Here is a 17,072-nt window from a genome sequence, read left to right on the forward strand (position 1 = left end):
GCGGGGTGCATTTATCAAAAAAATGCATAAGTAGCTATTAGTTTAGTTCCCTTTGACCCTCAGCGTACGGATTTCACCCTCGGGGCAATATCACAGGGCGTTTTGTGTACTCGCACTTGCAGAAAGTCTCGGTGGGGTGTCTGTGCGGTAGTATTGCCTGCCACCTGCGGTACGGTTAAGGGGCAGTTTTCTTCTGTAGTTCTCATCAAATATTCTGATTCCTCGTGAAAGTTAGAGGCCTGAGCTAGTATGCATGTGCGTTCTGTGACCATTCGCGGTTTTAAATCTTTTGCTTCGGCTACTACTTTTGAGTTTGACCGTGGGCTGACGGCTGTGGTGGGTCCGAATGGATCGGGCAAGTCGAATGTAGTGGACGCGCTGAGCTGGGTGATGGGCGAGCAGGGCAGTAAATCGTTGCGCGGCGGCACCATGCAGGACGTTATTTTTGCCGGCTCTGGTGAAAGAGCGGCGCTGGGTCGTGCCCAAGTGGTGCTAACCCTCGATAATTCTGATGCTAGCTTGGAGTTGCCCACCGACGAGGTAACAATCAGTCGCACGATGTTTCGATCGGGCGGGTCTGAATACGAGATTAATGGTTCGCCCGTCCGGCTGGCGGATGTTCAGGAACTCTTGGCGCGCGCTGGCATCGGTAAACACATGCATACCGTGGTGGGGCAGGGGCAGCTGGAACGCTTTCTGACTGCCAGCCCCGATGAGCGTCGTACCCTGATTGAAGAGGCAGCGGGCATTACAGTTTATCGTCGCCGACAAGATCAAACCGCTCGCCGGTTGGATTCGATGCGAGAGAACCTCACCCGCGTTGAAGACTTGACCCGTGAGCTTGAAACCCAGTTAGAACCCTTGGGGGAGCAAGCAGAAGCAGCCCGTGCAGCCGGTGAAGTGCAGGCGCAGATTCGCGCCACTCAGCGGCAGTTACTGACTGTTCAAGCCCAGAATCTTCAACAGCAGGTACTCAACGCGCGCACCGCCTTATCGGCATCGGGGCAGGAGCATGAGGCGGCGGCTAAAACAATTGAGTCCTTGCAGAGCCAAGACAGTGAGATTTCCCAGCACATTGTTGATACCCAGCGGCAAATAACCGCTACTGAATCGCGAGTACACACCTACCGGGGGCTTCACCACCAGGTGCAAGCAACCCAAGCACTCGCTCGCGAACGCAGCCAACAGCGTGCTTTTGAAAGTGAGCCTTACGAACACGCCGTCAATCGTGCTACAGCTTTTTACACGCTGACTACTAGCGAGAACCTTGAAGCGTCTTGGGCTAGCCATGACGCCCGCGAACGCTTGGAAACCGCACGCATCATCACCGCTCTTGCCGAGACAGAGCAGGTAACTGCCCAGCAGCGTGTGGACACCGCCCACACCGCGGCTAAAGAAGAGGCAGCCGCCCGTTCGCGTGCTTTAGAGCAGGTTGCGGCTGCACGCGCCCGCACTGTTCGCGCCGCCGATGAACTTCAGGAGCGCCAGCGAGAGTTATCTGATGTGCAAGAACTCATCACGCACGGCGATCACACCCTGTCGCAGCAGCGTGAAGCCCACCGGGCACTGAAGGTAGAACTAGCTGAAGCTCAACAGGCAGCTGAAGACGCGCGGATTGCCAGGACGCGCGCAGCAGAAGAAGTCACTGACTGCGCCGCCCAGCAGGCACGCATCCATCAGCACCATGTTGCTCTCACAGCAGAAATCAATACCCTGCAACGCACCGTTGGTTCCCGTAGCCAAGCAGCCAATGCGCCTGAATCCTACTCACAGCTGTACACCGAATACACGGTGGAACCGGGATGGGAGCCAGCCCTCGCCGCAGCACTTCACGGCGCTGACGAAGCCTGGTTAGCTCCCGATACACGCCTTTATTCTGATGAAGAACACCTCTCGCAGGTGTACCTGCCCATCGACCTATCTACAGCTGATAACTCAACGCCTCCGCCTGCTGAGTTTCAGCCCCTGCTTCAACTGGTGACAGCCAACCAGCGCGTCAGACCGATGCTCGAAGCAGCTTTAGCCCACACCTACGCTGTAGCAACAGTTGAAGAAGGACTCGAACTCGTCACACAGCGCCCACACACGCTCGCCTATACACTAGAAGGAACACGAATTAGCCGCTGGTCAGTGCTCTATACCCACCAAACAACCAGCCTCACCGAACTCTCAGCGGCTCTTTCTTCCGCGCGTGCCCAGCACGAAGAATTGCAGCACAAAATCACTGCCGCAGAAGAAAAGCAAAAACAACTGGTAGCGCGCAAGCAAGAGGCGGTAAAAGCCGAGAAAAAGTCTGCACATACCGTGGGCGTTCTTACCACCCGCGTCCACGAATCAGAACGCGCCATCTCTGGTGCTAAAGCGCGTCTTGAAACACTGGACCAAGAACTCACCCGCCACACCCACCGGGTCAAAACAGCCACCGAGAGGCACAGGGCAGCTGAAGAAAAACTGACCGCCGCCCGTGCCCAGCTCGACGTGCCTAACAGCTCATCACCTGCTGAAATCGAGCACTTAGAACACGCCCTAATGACAGCTCGCACCCGCGCAACCCGCGCGTCAGCAGCCCTCTCTGCCGCCTCCGCCAGATACGATGCCACCAGCACCTCAGCCCAACTCAGCGCTACCCGCCGCGACGATGCCCGCCAGAACCTGCACACAGCCCAGCAACAATTAGCGGACGCGCTCGCCCAGTACCAGGGCAACCAACGGCTAAGGACACAAGCAGCAGAGACCTTGGCGAAAACTGAAGTGATGACCCGCGTCCTCGAAAAAGCCCGCGCCCACGAAACCCATCATCTTGAACAGCTTCGCGCTCGCAGTGAAAAACTTGCTGTGCAGCGTGAAGATATCACCTCACAGCTGACCATTGCCCGTGCCCACCAGCAGGCACATGACACCGAGAAAAACCAACGCTCAATCCGCTTGGCAAAGCTCGAAACCGCTCTGGACGAATTAGCGAGGCGTGTTTATGAGACGCTTGCTCTTGAGATCAGTCAGCTCTTGCAGGATTCGCCGGTAGAAAACGATGAAATGCAGATAGCGACCGATCTTGAAAAGCTCAACTCTCAGCTTGAAAAGATGGGGGTCACTAACCCGCTGGCACTTGAAGAGTACACGGCGCTGAGTGAACGCCACCGTTATCTTACGGACCAGCTGAGCGATTTGAAAGCGTCGCGGTCTGATTTGCGTTCCATTATGAAAGATGTGAACACCCACATTACCGATGCTTTTATGAGCGCCTTTAAGGATGTCAGCGCCGCCTTCACCGATGCCTTTTCAGCTCTTTTCTCAGGCGGCGAAGGAACCCTGGTGCTCACAGACCCCGCGGATGCCCTTAACACCGGGGTAGAGGTACACGCGCGTCCAGCCGGCAAAAAGGTCAAGCGACTTTCCCTCCTTTCGGGTGGTGAGCGATCACTTGCGTCACTGGCATTTGCAGTGGCGCTGTTCAAGGCGCGCCCGGCACCTTTTTATGTGCTGGATGAGGTTGAAGCTACCCTCGATGACCGTAACTTGGGGAGGGTGCTGGAGGTTATAGATGACTTGGCAGAACAATCCCAGGTATTGATGATTACCCATAAAACTCGTTCTATGGAGGCAGCTAACTCCCTCTACGGTGTGAGTATGCGCGAGGGCGTATCACGCGTGGTGAGCCAGAATGTTGATCGTATTCGCCAGTTGCTCAACAGCGCTGGAGCGTAGCCACAAAAAATGGCTGTGCATACGAGAAAAGGGGGTAGGTTCTTCAAAGAACCTACCCCCCTTTTCTTGTGTGTGCTTCACCAGTGGCAGGGGGCGGTAGTAGTAGCGGCTAACGGCCGGTGTAGCCTTCGTCCGCCAGATGAACGGGGAAGGTAGGTTTGCGCAGGGGGCTCCACACGAAAGCGGCAATAATCATGAGAGCGCCGGAGACACCAAATGCCCACCCAAAACCGAGTGAGTCGGCGATAGCGCCGGCAAGAATGGGGCCAATAATCTGACCTACGTCGGCAAACATCTGAGCATTTGCCAGGGCGGCACCACCGGATCGTTTGTTGCCGATAATATCTGCTAGGGACGCCTGCATCGCAGGGGCGAGAATGCCGGTGCCGATGCCGGTGAGCACCGAAAGGGCAATGAACCAGAGAGCGTTGGGTGCCAGACCGAAGAAAACGGTAGCAGCACCGGCAACCAAAAAGCCCGCAAAAATGTAAGGACGGCGGGCACCGCGGTCGCTGTAGCGTCCGGCGATATTCTGCGAGAGGGCGTTACCGGCGGCATAGGTTGCCATCGAGACACCGGCGAGCATTGCTGCCTGGTTATCGAGGTTGCCGTTTTCACCGTACATGAGAGTAACCACTGCCAGCGCCGCCAGGGGCACCAGCGAAACTCGAATACCGAAAGCGGCCCAGCCGATAGCGAAGTTACCAAAGAGAGCCGAACGGTAGTTGCTGAACCCCAGAGCCTGTTTGAAGGTCAGCGGCGGGTTGGACTGCGCCCGCAACATGGTGGTGGTCATACCCGTGTCTTTGAGTTTGAAGTAGATAAAACCTGAGGCGATAAAGAGCATCAGCGAATAAAAGATAAAGGGCAGACGCATACCCAGGGGAGCAGCTAGCGCCCCGGCAACCGGGCCCAAAATATTGCCCATCAAAAAGGACGTCGCGTAGTAGCCACTGACACGTCCGCGAATCGTGGGAGGGGCAAGACGTACCAGCAGAGCCATTGCCGAAACGGTGAACATGACGGAGCCAATACCACCGAAGGCGCGAAAGAAAAGAAGAACCCAAATATTGGGGGAGAAGGCAGTACCTAATGACCCCAACGCCACAATGAGCAACCCAGCTATGTAGATAGGACGCTCGGTGAACTTCTCAATAAGTTTGCCAGAGGTCGGGGCGAACAGCAGACGAGTGGTTGCGAAAATTGAAATCACTACACCAGCAACAGCTGTTCCTACACCGAAGGTCGTGGCGTAGCGTGGCAGAACCGGGGCAATCAACCCAAAGCCCAGCGCAATAAGGAAGGACGCGATGAGCATGACCTTAATCTGCTCAGGAATCTTAACCTTCACCGGCAACGGCGCTTGCCGATCGGCGGGGGGAATAACAGGTATGACACCGGTTTCAGGGGGAACAACAGACATCGAATTAGTGTCGAGCGGTTCCGTATCTTCTTTCATCGTGCGCAGGCACCTTCCCACAGTATGTAGTTGCTCAATAAACTAATAATTATCAACTCTACGCCTTGCTAAAAAAATTCCAATTACCGACCAAAATAAGTCTGAGCCGGTGCAGGGGGAACATTCTGTGGCAAGCTAGAGAGTATGAACGATACCCTGACCTTAGTTTTGTACATTGTGCTGGGCGTTGCGGTACTGGGCGGTTTGCTGGCTGTGCTATTGCGCGGCCCGAAAGCGCCTCCCGGGGGTTACCCCACCACCCGCGACCCCAATGATCCCGCTGAAGAAACGCCCACTACCGAGCGTCCATCGCCCGTTGCTGGTCGTATGGTTCGCCTGCGCGAGCGTCTTTCACGCTCAAACTCGATGCTGGGCAAAGGTCTTCTTGCTCTTCTCTCTCGCGACCGCATTGATCAGGATGTGTGGGATGAGGTTGAAGAAACTCTGCTCATGGCTGATCTGGGCGCTGAGCCTTCCCAGCGTTTGGTAGAGGCTTTACAGGCACGCGTCCGGGTTGAGGGCACTGAGAACCCCGCCCACGTGAAGCAGATGCTGCGTGAAGAATTGCTGAAGGTCGTAGACCCGTCCCTTGACCGCTCGCTGGCACTTGACGGTGCTGACGGTAACCCCGGTGTTGTGCTGGTGGTAGGTGTCAATGGTGTTGGCAAGACAACCACCGTAGGTAAGCTAGCCCGCGTTATGGTGGCAGAAGAGAAGAACCTTCTGCTGGGTGCCGCCGATACCTTCCGTGCAGCGGCAGCCGATCAGTTGCAGACCTGGGGCGACCGCGTGGGCGTTGAGACCGTGCGCAGCGATAAGGAGGGTGCAGATCCCGCATCGGTTGCTTTTGAGACCATCAAGGTCGGTAAAGAACGCGGGGTTGATACCGTGATGATCGATACCGCCGGACGCCTGCAGAATAAAGCAGGGCTGATGGACCAGCTGGGCAAAATCAAGCGTGTGGTTGAGAAAGAAGCTCCTGTTACCGAGGTGTTGCTGGTCATTGATGCAACCACCGGTCAGAACGGCATGGTGCAGGCGAAGGTCTTTGCTGAGGTAGTGAATATTACCGGTATCGTACTGACTAAGCTTGATGGAACTGCTAAGGGCGGCATCGTAGTTGCTATCCAGGAAACCCTGGGTGTACCGGTCAAGCTGGTTGGTCTGGGCGAAGGCCCGGACGATTTGGCACCTTTCAATGCTGAAGAGTTCGTGGACGCGCTGATTGACTAAAGCTACATACACCGCTTTTTGAAGGTGGGTGTCGGCTGTTTCCTCATCATGTTCAAGTGACATAGTGGGCAGACAGACGACACTCACTTTTTCTTAGCTGGGGAAGAAAACTATCCTCAGCAACTACGTGTGAGCAAGAGGGACGGGGCGTATGCCCGTTCTCAGATGTAGACGCGGTGCCGAGCGCATTATTTCTTTTGTTGAGAGTGTCAGCACTGTCTCAACGACAGTTCACCACAAAGTGCAGCTAGAAATGCTTGCAGAGTACGAATTTGAGGACAGGCTTTTTAGCATTTTTACCCGGCCCGTGGAGTAACGTACCCAGCAAGTACCTCCTAAGATTTAAGAAAGAGAGATTACCGTGTTCACACGCGGGGTAAGCCTTATCGAACACCACGAAAAGGTTGTGGGCGTGCTCTTTGGCTCACCGGTGCCCACAGAACTAACAGAGCCTGCAGATGGCGCTGGGTATTGCTACAGCAGTGTAAGAGCACTCTCACCTCGCTGCTGAGAAGCACCTTGTACGTGGCCCCCTCGCTGTGCTTGATGACTACGCCGGGGCAGGGGCTGGGCAAGGCACCCATTGCGTCCATCGCCCGTTTGGGATGGGAACACGGGTTCAGTCATCTGACAGCTTCCGTTGAAGATGCCAACGAAAAATCACTGGCTATGCACCGGCACCTGGAAGCAGAAAAAATCGGCAGTTTTGAACGTGATAACCGCCCTTATTCGGTAGTCGCTTTCGACCTTGCCTAGAATCTAGCTGCTCTACCCGGTACGCTGATGGGCACTGGGTAGAATGGTGAGCATGAAACTTATCTCCTGGAACATTGACTCACTGAACGCCGCCCTCACCAGCGATTCACCGCGCGCCCTGCTGTCCCGCGAAGTCTTGCGCACCGTCACCAACCACGAACCCGACGTCCTTGCTATCCAGGAAACCAAGCTCCCAGCCAAGGGCCCTACCAAAAAGCACCTCGAAGTGCTTGAGGATTACTTTCCCGGCTACCAGATTGCCTGGGTATCTTCAGATGAGCCCGCCCGCAAAGGCTATGCCGGAACCATGTTCCTCTACAAGCCCGAGCACACGCCAACGGTGACCTACCCCAAGATTGAAAGCCCCACCACCATGGACGCCGAGGGACGCATGATTACCCTCGAATTTGAGGATTTCTACGTCACCCAAGTCTACACCCCCAACGCCTCCGACGGGCTGAAGCGCCTAGCCGACCGCCAGGTATGGGATACCCTCTACGCTAACTACCTTGCAACTCTGGACGCACGCAAACCCGTACTGGCTACCGGCGACTTCAACGTAGCCCACACTGAAATCGACCTGGCAAACCCCAAATCCAACACCCGCTCACCAGGCTTCACCATCGAAGAACGCGAGGGCTTTACCAACCTGCTAGCCAAGGGCTTCACCGACACCTTCCGCCACCTGCACGGGGACGTCACCGGCGCCTACACCTGGTGGGCACAGCGCTCGCGCACCTCAAAAATCAATAACACGGGCTGGCGCATCGACTACTGGCTGGTCTCTAATCGTGTGGCAGATAAGGTCACAAAGTCAGAGATGATTGACTCGGGCACCCGCCAGGATCACACCCCGATTCTGCTGGAGATTGAGCTGTAAAGTATTGCCAGGGAAACTCTCTTGATGATCAGGGCTAGGGTGCCTTATCGCATCCTAGCCTTCACACTTTAAGAACCCTCTTCGCGGACTCCTCACGGTACAACACGTCATCAACTTGCCGTGAAGTGAAGCCACCGAAAGGGGGTGGCTATTGTGTCTAAGGGTAAGAGCAAAAATAGCTCGGACCAACCGCGAATGGATTGCGCCCATCGCAGATTTAGTCCGAGCTATCGCTCAACTCGTTGACTCCCTATCACGCCTTTTCAACCAGTAATAAAGAATCCAATAGCAAGGGGTGAATCTCATGCCTGCAAGCATGGGGCGGTTGCCAGCGTAACTGGCACGTTGTTAGCCTGTGTCTTCGCGTCTGCTCACCCGATGCGATATTGTTAGAAGTTGACTTATAGACCAGCGGGCTTTGCTCCGAAATCCCAAGCGATGAAAGTAGATCACGTACCGTGTTCAATTCACTCTCAGACCGGTTGACAGCAACCTTTAAGAACCTCCGCGGCAAGGGCCGCCTGACCGAAGCTGATATTGATGCAACAGTTCGCGAGATTCGCCGTGCGCTGCTCGATGCTGACGTCGCGGTTCCTGTGGTTCGCGAGTTCACCGCTGGTGTTAAAGAACGTGCCCTAGGCACTGAGGTTTCAGAGGCTCTGAACCCCTCCCAGCAGATTGTCAAGATTGTTAACGAAGAGCTCGTTAAAATCTTGGGTGGTCAGACTCGCCGCATCAATATGGCGAAGACCGGCCCGACCATCATTATGCTGGCTGGTTTGCAGGGTGCCGGTAAAACCACTCTGGCAGGTAAACTCTCGCACTGGCTCAAAGCGCAGGGGCACACCCCCATGCTGGTGGCGTCCGATTTGCAGCGCCCCAACGCGGTCAACCAGTTGAAGGTGGTAGGCTCGCGCGCGGGAGTTCCCGTCTACGCTCCTCACCCCGGCGTTACCAGCGAGTTTGATACCGTTACCGGCGACCCGGTTCAGGTAGCCCGCGACGGTGTCGCTGAAGCTCGCGCTAAACTGCACGACGTCGTTATCGTCGATACCGCGGGTCGTTTGGGTGTTGATGCAGAGCTGATGGCTCAGGCACGCAATATCCGCGACGCTATCAACCCTCACGAAGTTCTGTTCGTCATCGATGCGATGATTGGTCAGGACGCGGTGAACACCGCTAACGCCTTCAACGAGGGTGTAGATTTCACCGGCGTGGTGCTCTCAAAGCTCGATGGCGATGCCCGCGGTGGTGCAGCGCTGTCAGTAGCATCAGTAACCGGCAAGCCCATCATGTTCGCCTCCACCGGCGAGAACGTCACTGACTTCGAGCAGTTCCACCCCGACCGTATGGCATCGCGCATTCTTGATATGGGTGATGTGCTCTCACTCATTGAGCAGGCGGAGCAGACCTGGGACAAGGCTGAAGCCGACCGTATGGCGCAGAAGTTCGTCGATCGCGAAGACTTCACTTTTGAGGATTTCTTGGCGCAGATGCAACAGATCCGCAAGATGGGTTCCATGAAGAAGCTGCTCATGATGATGCCCGGCGCTGCGCAGATGCGCCAGCAGCTAGAGGCATTTGATGAGCGTGAAATTGACCGTGTTGAGGCAATCGTCCGCTCGATGACCCCCCACGAACGTGTGGCACCCAAGATTATTAACGGTTCGCGTCGTGCTCGTATTGCTAAGGGTTCAGGCGTTACCGTTTCTGAGGTTAACCAGCTCATGGAACGCTTCGCTCAGGCACAGAAGATGATGAAGAAGTTGGCTAACGGTCAGATGCCCGGTATGCCCGGCGGTATGCAGGTTCCCGGTATGGCAGCAGCCGGTGGTGCTAAGAAGAAGAACGCTAAGGGCAACAACAAAAAGAAGAAGGGCTCGGGCAACCCTGCCAAGCGCGCTCAGCAGGAGCAGGCAGCGCAGCAGAAGGCCCAGGCGGCTAAGGGTTCAGCATTTGGTCAGCAGAACAACCAAGACTTCGATATGAAGGACATGAACCTGCCGAAGGGTTTTGAGAAGTTCCTGGGCAACTAGGTTTTGAACTGGCACTTGTGAAGTTTTGGTAGGTGCTGAGTCAAGCGTGTTTGAGGTGAGGGGCGCGTTGATCGTTGGATCATCGCGCCTTTACTGTTCTCAGGGCGTAATGTAGTTTGTGATAACCGCTATGTGTGTAAGGAGCGCGCCGTGAATTCTTATCTTCCGCAGGATGAATTGGTGAAGTTCATTGAGAGCTTACCGACCCGTCGTTTGGCAGCTGCTGCTTTGATTCGCGATGAGAAGGGGCGGACGCTCGCTGTTAAGCCTAATTACAAGGACGGTTGGACGATGCCTGGCGGCACCGTTGAGGCAGGCGAGTCGCCTAAGGTGGGATGCTTCCGCGAAGTTATTGAAGAGGTCGGTTTAGATTTGGAGCCCGGTAGGCTCTTGCTCCTATTCCACGGGTTGCAGATGGGTATCTGGGGCGACTCCACCTACTACATTTACGATGGTGGCATGATTGACTCGTCGGCGCAGATTACCTTGCAAGAAGAGGAACTCACCGAGTACCGCTGGGTAGCTGAAGAGGATCTTGATGATTACTTTTCAGCTAGTTTTACCTACAATCTTAGGCAGTGTTACCGGGCGCTTGAAACTGGGTGCGTTGTTGAACTTGATAGCAGCATCGCGTAATAAGGGCTATCTGGCTTTATATAATTGATACTGACTGCGCGGGGTGTGTGCGCCGCGTGAGAAGTAACGGTACACGCCCGTCTTAGTAGGTAGTGTCATAAAAAATTTGAGTTAAGGAATACGTATCAATATGTCTGATCATTACTCTGAACCACTTTCAGGGGATGATAGTGCGCCTGTTTACGAAACCTCATGGGCTCGAATTAGCCTTGATTTCGGACCGCGCGGCTATGAGCTGGCAGAAGAGATCGCAGGTGAAGAGGATCAGGGCGATCCTGCAGAACGTATTCGCCGTGAGATTCAGCAGATGATTGAGGCTGTGCGTGGTGCCGATTCAATCTCTGAGTCTGAGTTTATTGAACTCGATAATATGGAGCTCACGGCTGAGGTTTTTGAGCAGCTGTGTGATGGTGTGAGCCCCGAGGAGCTTAAAGAGCTAGCTGGTGAAGTTGAGGGGGCTACGGATGCTGAACCGACGGAACCGGAGGCGGACGCTCGTCCTGGGGAAACCGAACGCGCAGATAACTCTGAGGAGACTTTGGGCGAACCTCTCAGCGAAGAAGAAGCACGTGCTGAAGAAGAGATGGAGCGCCGTATCACCGAGGCTACGGCTGAGGATGTGGTACGTGAGCTTTTGCTTGCTGCTGTAGACCTTCCGCAGTTGATGGTTTATGAAGCAGATGAAACAACCGTTAACGTGTACGTACTGTGCGTTAACGAGAACGATGAATGGGTGACCGCTGAGGTCGATGAGAAAGGCAGGATCGCTCCTGGTTTGGCGTTTGAGAGTTTCGCTGCCGAATTGATGGAGCTACTTCCTGCCCGCGGCGGTATTTGTGCAGAGCAGGATTCCTATTCGTTTTCTGTGCCGGTGACTGAGCTGGGCGAAGAACTGACCGTTGACGCTGATTCAACCTGCGCTGCCCTGGTTGAAATCAGTATGGACGAGCTTACGCAGCAGGTTCCGCAGCTTCTACTGACGTGTGCCTTAGAGGCAGCGCCTTCGAGCAACGGGTGGGTCTTACTGAGCGCTGACTACATGACTTTGGCTCTAGTCATTGATCAGTTGAGCCGACCCGCTGTGGTGGTGGCGAGCACTGATAACTCCCATCAACTCAGTTTTGTTCTACCCGGTGGTTTCAATCCCACTTTTGATGAGGGTAGCGTGGGTGAGTGGATGCAGGGGGTTGTTGGAACCCCTAGCGCCGATATTTCGGGTGTTCTTATTGATTTGCACTGGGGTGCCAATAAGGTACTCACCCGCTACCTGCCGCAGCGTTCGGTAGCCTTGGATACCTTATGGGCTCTGCCCGGTTTGCTCCCTGATCCGCTGAGCTACGTTCGTTTGGATGATGAGATTGAGAACCTGACGTGGATCTATAACCTGGATGACACCGAGTCTAAACGCCTGCGTAACTACATTGAAGATACCGGGTCTGATACCGGTATGGAATCAGTTTTGCAGTTGCTGGGGTACAGTGTTGAGGTTGCCCGTGTGGCGGATGCGCGTGCCGACATGACGCACATGCCTGGGTACAGGGCGTTCGCCCCAGATGCTGACGAAGAGGACGATGTTCCTGGCAGTGAATCTTCGACGCTTGCATTCGTGAGTGGTGAGTCACATAAGAAACCCGGTATGTTGGATGGCGTAGCTCAGCTGGGCGCTTCGGGTATTTTGGCTTTGATCGCTGCTCGTCGCCGCACTCAGGGGGTTTCCTCTCAGAACGCTGCTCTAGCGTCAGCTGCCTTAGCGAGCGCGGGTATCTCCGAAATTGTTATGGCACGTACCCTTGAAAAACTCCAAAAAATTAAAGGTGAACAGAAGGCGGGGGAGTCCTCCGTCCAAACCCCGTCACGCCACGGCAAGGCTGCTGGGAACAGGGGAGCGGCGCGTGTCCGTGACTTTTTAGATTCCAGCGAACTGGGCGAAAAAGCTCACCGTGCTGGTAGTGAAGCCAAAAAACGTACGAGGGAGCAAACCCAGAAGTTCTTGCGTAAGTTCTTTGGGCAAGAGTAAGAGACTGAGCTGCTCTGGGGGTGTAAGCCCGAAAACAGGTAGGGGAGATTCTCCCTTAACTGCATGATTCACCTCATGGGCAGAGGTGAATCATGCAGTTAAAGGTGACTCGCGCTGGGTATGGTTGCTGTCCCGCATACATCACACTATTTTTAAACCGCGTCCGCCTAGATTAAGTGAGTAGGCTCTGGCATACTATATGTTTGTACCCAGTGCGCTCGGCCCCTCTCACCGGGCGTTCATTGTGTCCACAGAGTTTTTGTGATTGGCCCGCCCCACGGGAGCAAGAGCAAATAACTCGACTATTTATATGAAACAGGAGAGTCCACTACAGTGGCTGTTAAAATTCGTCTGAAGCGTTTTGGTAAGATCCGCGATGCCCGCTACCGCGTTGTTGTAGCTGATTCACGCACCAAGCGTGATGGCAAGGCTATCGAAGAAATCGGTATCTACCACCCGACTGAGAACCCCTCACGCATTGAGATCAACTCAGAGCGCGCACAGTACTGGCTGTCAGTAGGTGCTCAGCCTACCGAGCAGGTAGCAGTTCTGCTCAAGCTGACCGGCGACCTGCAGGCTTCAAAGGGTGAAAAGGCAGAGAACACTGTCAAGCCCGTTGAACCCAAGCCCGAATTTGTTGTTCCCGAAAAGGGTTCAGTAATCCTCCCCGAAGCTATCACCCCCAAGGCTGAAGCTAAGGAAGAGGAAGCTCCCGCAGAAGAGGCTGCTGAAGAAGCAGCTTCAGAGGAAGCAGCTGAGTAATCATGTTGGCTGATGCTCTCGAACACTTGGTTCGGGGAATCGTTGACAACCCCGACGACGTTGAGGTTCGCGCCCGCGCAGGGCGACGGGGCGAAACCCTAGAGGTTCGCGTAAACCCCAAAGACCTCGGACGCGTCATCGGCAGGCAGGGACGCACCGCCAACAGCGTGCGCACCGTCGTCAACGCCATCTCCGGCGGCGACCACGTCCGCGTGGATGTCATCGACACAGACCGCCGACGCTAACTGAAATAGCTTAAAGACCCCGGTTACCTCACGGTAGCCGGGGTTTTTGTTGTCTAGGCAACCTAATGGTGCAGGATTAGTCGCTGATCGAAAGTGCCCCTTTGATACAACTCAAGGGGCGCTTTGGGGTGTGAACTCATATTTGCGGTTTGCGCCGGTACGTTCTTTTGAACCGTGCTTTAGCCAGTAGACTGGTTCTAGTTCAGCATTCTGACGTTTGTGAGGAGACTCTTTTACATGCAGGTACTTGTAGCTCGCATCGGTAAGCCCCACGGTATTCGTGGTGAGGTCACCGTTCAGCTGTTCACCGATAACCCCGAGGAACGTTTTGCAGCCGGTGAGACCCTGCAGATTCGCGACTTCGACCCCACCAGCCCCGTAGGTTCCCTGCTGCCGGCGGGGGAGTTGACGGTCGCGTCCGCCCGGTGGAACAAAAAAATTCTTGTGGTGAAGTTCAACGAAGTCACCAGCCGCAATGACGCTGAGGCGCTGCGCGATAGCTACCTTGAGTTCGACTCTTCAACCGATACCAACGAAGACAGCTTCTACGAGCACGACCTCATCGGTCTGCCTGTCTACCGTATCGCAGATGTACCCGAAGGTGAACTGCCTTCCGGCGACGCTCTGGGTAAAGTCACCGGGTTGCAGACCATGCCCACCCAAGATCTTCTGCTCTTTGAACTGGCTGTCAATGGCGAAGAAGTGATGATTCCCTTCGTGGAGGAACTGGTACCTGAACTCGATCTCGACGAGGGATTTGTGCTCATCGACCCGCCCGCCGGGCTCATTGAAATGGCGCTCGATGATGAAGCACCCGAGGATGAATAAGTGCGCTACGACGTTGTAACGATTTTCCCTGAATACCTAGAGCCACTACGCCTCTCACTCTTGGGCAAAGCGCAAGAGACCGGTCTGGTGAAACTCAATCTTCACAACCTGCGCGACTTCGCCTTTGACCGCCACAAAACTGTAGATGACACCCCCTACGGTGGTGGTGCGGGCATGGTTATGAAACCCGAACCCTGGGGGCTGGCTCTCAACAGTATCTTGGAAGACGCTCAAACAGTAACAGGTGAGGGTAACCCCTGCGAAGGGGCGGACGCGCGTCCGTTGCTGGTCGTGCCCTCACCGGCAGGTCAGGTGTTTGATCAGGCGCTTGCCTATGAGTGGGCTGAGCAAGAGAAACATATTGTTTTTGCTCCTGCCCGCTACGAGGGCATTGATGAACGAGTGCTGGATTGGGCGCAGGAATCCTTTAGAGTTCTACCCGTGTCTTTGGGTGACTACGTGCTTTACGGCGGTGAAGTTGCCGTGATGGCAATGATTGAGGCAGTGACGCGGCTGATTCCCGGTGCTATGGGCAACCCCGAGTCTTTAGAAGAAGAATCGCACACCGGCGGCTTGCTAGAGTATCCGGTCTACACCAAACCAGCTACCTGGCGCGAGCGCACGGTACCCGATGTGCTGCTGTCGGGTAACCACGCAGCCATTGCGCGGTGGCGTCGTAACCAGCAGATTGAGCGTACCTTCGCCCGACGGTTCGACATGATCGAGAATTACCCAGAAACTAACTGGGACAAAAAAGACCGCGCCCTGCTTAATGATTTGAGAGCCCAACGCAACCGGGCGGCGAAAGAAGCTCGACGGTCTGCTTAAAACGCGAGATCCTGATTGTTTGCCGAGATCCTGATATAAAACAGGATTTCGGCAAACAATCAGGATCTCGGCGGTTAAAAACCGTTTAGCGTAGGACGACGGTGCGTCCGCCCTTGAGGATGACGCGCCCTTCACAGTGCCAGCGCACAGCGTCCGCCAGAGCTTTAGTTTCAGCGTCGCGTCCGCGGCGTACTAGGTCTTCGGGGGAGTAGGTGTGGTCGATGTTGATGACTTCCTGGGCGATGATCGGGCCCTCGTCAAGTTCTGAGTTGACGTAGTGGGCGGTGGCACCGATGGTTTTTACACCGCGCTCAAATGCCTGGTGGTAGGGCTTTGCCCCCTTGAAGGAAGGCAGGAAGGAGTGGTGGATGTTGATAACGCGCCCCTCCATCTTGTCTGCCAGGTCGTTGGAGAGAATCTGCATGTAGCGTGCTAGCACCACCAGATCAACGTCGAGGCGGTCTACTACATCGAGCAGCTGAGCCTCAGCGTCCGCCTTGGTATCAGGCGTGACGGGAATGTGGTAGAAAGGCACTCCGTTCCATTCGCTGAGGCGTTGGTGATCGCGGTGGTTAGATACCACGCCCACAATTTCAATGGGCAGATCACCGGTGCGGGTGCGGTAAAAGAGGTCATTCAAGCAGTGGTCTGCTTTTGACGACATAATCAGCACGCGGCGCTTTTCGCTCTTGTAACGTAGTTCGTAACGCATGGAGAAGTCAGGGGCAATTGCGTCTATCTCAGCCTTGATCGCATCGTAAGCGGCGGACGCGCCATCGAAAGGTGCTGCTTGAACACGAATGAAAAAATGCCCGGTGCGCAGATCATCGAACTGCTGCAAATCGATGATGGTGTACTTGTGCTTGAGGAAAACGCCGGTTAAGGCGTACACAATACCAATTGTTTCGGGGCAGTCGAGGGTGAGAATGAGCTCTTCGTCTTGGTTAGCTAGTAGTGCTGAAGCCACGGTGGGTGCCTTTCGCGAAATGAATTCTTGTGTGTTAAGGCTACACTGGGCACCTTGGCACCGGCTCCGCACCGCTATAAAGGGTGATGAAGCTATCACGCTTGTTAGTAAATATTATCGGCAGTTATCTCTGGTGAAGACAGGGCACACATGGCATAATTAAACCTTGTGTTCTTTTGTGGGTATGCCCCTGCCGCAGGGGGAAGAGCAGCCACAGCACAAAAGAACCTTGTGCTCGCTGATAGAGCGGGTGCAAGTAGATAAGCCTCTTCGGTGCAATATTCAGTCTTCAGCTTTGGCTGACATAGACACTGTGCCGTCGCATAATGAGATTGTTTGACCTGCGGCAGATGACTCATGGAGAAACTCAATGCAGACTCTTGACTTTATCGACAACAAGTCACTTCGCAACGATGTGCCCGACTTCGGTCCCGGTGACACCCTGAACGTACACGTCAACATTGTTGAAGGTAACCGTTCACGTGTTCAGGTTTTCAAGGGCTACGTTTTGGGTCGTCAGGGCTCTGGCGTTCGTGAAACCTTCACCGTGCGTAAGGTTTCATTCGGTGTTGGTGTAGAGCGTACCTTCCCGGTTCACTCACCCGTTATCGAAAAGATCGAACTGGTAACCCGTGGTGACGTTCGTCGTGCGAAGCTGTACTACATGCGCGATCGCCATGGTAAGGCAGCTCGTATCCGCGAGAAGCGCGAAAACTAATT

Annotated in this window: 14 protein-coding genes; 12 read left to right on the forward strand and 2 right to left on the reverse strand. The window is 54.9% G+C overall.

Translation table 11 applies throughout. The features are described 5' to 3' along the window. Positions 1 to 249 precede the first annotated feature (249 nt). Complete coding sequence (gene smc, locus JR346_RS04415) at positions 250 to 3,705, forward strand: chromosome segregation protein SMC (protein ID WP_205483566.1); 3,456 nt, start codon at positions 250 to 252, stop codon at positions 3,703 to 3,705. Between the two features lie 109 nt (positions 3,706 to 3,814). Here the strand turns inward: smc and JR346_RS04420 are convergent, their stop codons facing one another. Then, complete coding sequence (locus JR346_RS04420) at positions 3,815 to 5,164, reverse strand: MFS transporter (RefSeq protein ID WP_240334020.1); 1,350 nt, start codon at positions 5,162 to 5,164, stop codon at positions 3,815 to 3,817. A gap of 144 nt (positions 5,165 to 5,308) precedes the next feature. Here JR346_RS04420 and ftsY point away from each other — a divergent pair, with 144 nt between their 5' ends. The 10 genes from ftsY (at position 5,309) to trmD (ending at position 15,385) form a co-directional block, all read left to right on the forward strand. Then, entirely contained in the window at positions 5,309 to 6,397 is a 1,089-nt protein-coding gene (ftsY, locus tag JR346_RS04425; protein WP_204876756.1) for a signal recognition particle-docking protein FtsY, read from the forward strand. A 525-nt stretch (positions 6,398 to 6,922) separates the two neighbouring features. Further along, positions 6,923 to 7,153: a GNAT family N-acetyltransferase gene (locus JR346_RS04430; RefSeq protein ID WP_205483568.1), complete on the forward strand. Its 231-nt coding sequence runs from the start codon at positions 6,923 to 6,925 to the stop codon at positions 7,151 to 7,153. A gap of 52 nt (positions 7,154 to 7,205) precedes the next feature. Next, complete coding sequence (locus JR346_RS04435) at positions 7,206 to 8,033, forward strand: exodeoxyribonuclease III (protein ID WP_204876754.1); 828 nt, start codon at positions 7,206 to 7,208, stop codon at positions 8,031 to 8,033. Between the two features lie 458 nt (positions 8,034 to 8,491). After that, positions 8,492 to 10,069 (forward strand): signal recognition particle protein, encoded by a 1,578-nt coding sequence (gene ffh / locus JR346_RS04440; RefSeq protein WP_205483570.1) that lies wholly within the window; start codon positions 8,492 to 8,494, stop codon positions 10,067 to 10,069. A gap of 150 nt (positions 10,070 to 10,219) precedes the next feature. Then, on the forward strand, positions 10,220 to 10,705 hold the full coding sequence (locus tag JR346_RS04445; protein ID WP_205483572.1) for an NUDIX hydrolase: 486 nt from the start codon (positions 10,220 to 10,222) through the stop codon (positions 10,703 to 10,705). A gap of 130 nt (positions 10,706 to 10,835) precedes the next feature. After that, entirely contained in the window at positions 10,836 to 12,722 is a 1,887-nt protein-coding gene (locus JR346_RS04450) for a hypothetical protein (protein ID WP_205483575.1), read from the forward strand. A 333-nt stretch (positions 12,723 to 13,055) separates the two neighbouring features. Next, positions 13,056 to 13,484 carry a 30S ribosomal protein S16 gene (rpsP, locus tag JR346_RS04455; RefSeq protein ID WP_204876748.1) on the forward strand — a complete coding sequence of 143 codons (429 nt, stop codon included), beginning with the start codon at positions 13,056 to 13,058 and terminating at the stop codon, positions 13,482 to 13,484. Positions 13,485 to 13,486: 2 nt separating this feature from the next. Beyond that, on the forward strand, positions 13,487 to 13,729 hold the full coding sequence (locus JR346_RS04460; RefSeq protein ID WP_204876746.1) for an RNA-binding protein: 243 nt from the start codon (positions 13,487 to 13,489) through the stop codon (positions 13,727 to 13,729). Positions 13,730 to 13,966: 237 nt separating this feature from the next. Further along, on the forward strand, positions 13,967 to 14,557 hold the full coding sequence (rimM, locus tag JR346_RS04465) for a ribosome maturation factor RimM (protein ID WP_205483577.1): 591 nt from the start codon (positions 13,967 to 13,969) through the stop codon (positions 14,555 to 14,557). Continuing rightward, complete coding sequence (gene trmD / locus JR346_RS04470) at positions 14,558 to 15,385, forward strand: tRNA (guanosine(37)-N1)-methyltransferase TrmD (protein ID WP_205483580.1); 828 nt, start codon at positions 14,558 to 14,560, stop codon at positions 15,383 to 15,385. 85 nt (positions 15,386 to 15,470) lie between these two features. Here trmD and purU read toward each other — a convergent pair whose 3' ends face one another. Next, positions 15,471 to 16,352, reverse strand: coding sequence for a formyltetrahydrofolate deformylase (gene purU, locus JR346_RS04475; protein ID WP_240334021.1), 882 nt, complete (start codon positions 16,350 to 16,352; stop codon positions 15,471 to 15,473). A gap of 370 nt (positions 16,353 to 16,722) precedes the next feature. Here purU and rplS point away from each other — a divergent pair, with 370 nt between their 5' ends. Then, positions 16,723 to 17,070: a 50S ribosomal protein L19 gene (gene rplS, locus JR346_RS04480; protein ID WP_204876743.1), complete on the forward strand. Its 348-nt coding sequence runs from the start codon at positions 16,723 to 16,725 to the stop codon at positions 17,068 to 17,070. Positions 17,071 to 17,072 lie beyond the last annotated feature (2 nt).

It is taken from the genome of Rothia sp. ZJ932 (genome assembly GCF_016924835.1).
Taxonomy (GTDB): Bacteria; Actinomycetota; Actinomycetes; order Actinomycetales; family Micrococcaceae; genus Rothia.